The sequence below is a fragment of the Streptomyces alkaliphilus genome, assembly GCF_014141535.1.
In the GTDB taxonomy this organism is placed as follows: domain Bacteria; phylum Actinomycetota; class Actinomycetes; order Streptomycetales; family Streptomycetaceae; genus Streptomyces; species Streptomyces alkaliphilus.
On sequence record NZ_VKHT01001509.1, the window covers coordinates 1 to 821 of the forward strand.

1 pseudogene is annotated in these 821 nt (G+C 75.5%); it reads right to left on the minus strand.

The features are described 5' to 3' along the window. Positions 1–821: pseudogene (locus FNQ90_RS25380) on the minus strand (hypothetical protein); the annotation flags it as partial.

Here is an 821-nt window from a genome sequence, read left to right on the forward strand (position 1 = left end):
GGGCGAGGGGAGGGGGACCGTCGCCAGGGTGAGGGCGTGGCGGCGGGCGGCGAGCTGGTCGAGCAGTTCGGCGCGTCGGACGGGGTCGGTCCCGACCGAGGCTTTGCCCAGGGCCTTGGACAGCCGGCGGGTGAGGCGTCGGCCGCGTCGGTTCCGCTGCTGTTGGGGGGCCATCTCGGCGAGGGCGGCGGCCAGGGCGACGGCGCGGGCGGTGGCACGGTCGCGGGTGATCTGCGCGGCGTCCCGGTCCCGGGCGGCCAGGCCCAGGCGGGAGAGGAGACGTTCGCGTGCCTCCCGCGCGAGGGTGGCGATCAGGCCCCGGGAGCCGGCTTCGGGGGAGCGCAGCCGCACCTCCAGGCCCATGGCCAGGTGCCAGAGCATCGCCGCCATCACGGGGCCGACGAAGGCGCGGACGGTGCCGCCGACCGGCCCGCTCTCGGCGTAGGCGGGGATCACCTGCACGGCGGTGATGACCCAGATCAAGGTGCCCGGCACTCCCGGTGCTCCCTGGGTGACCAGGTTCTGTCTGGCCATCAACGCGGTCGCGAAGAGGGCGAGTTCGGCGGCTGCGAACATCGCGGCGCGTTCGGCGGTGCCTGCCATGTCGAGGTGGTTGGCGGCGAAGCGCCAGCTGGTGTCGGCGCTGTAGGCGGTGCAGGCCAGCGCGGCCAGGGCGGCGACCTTGACGGCCGGGTTGCCCGAACGCTTCCGCGGACGCCGGGCACGCCGCAGGATCGCCCAACCGGTCAGGCCCAGGAGGCAGGCGCCGGTGGGGACACCGAGGGCGAGGAGGAGGGAGAGGTCGGGGGCGAGACCGAGGG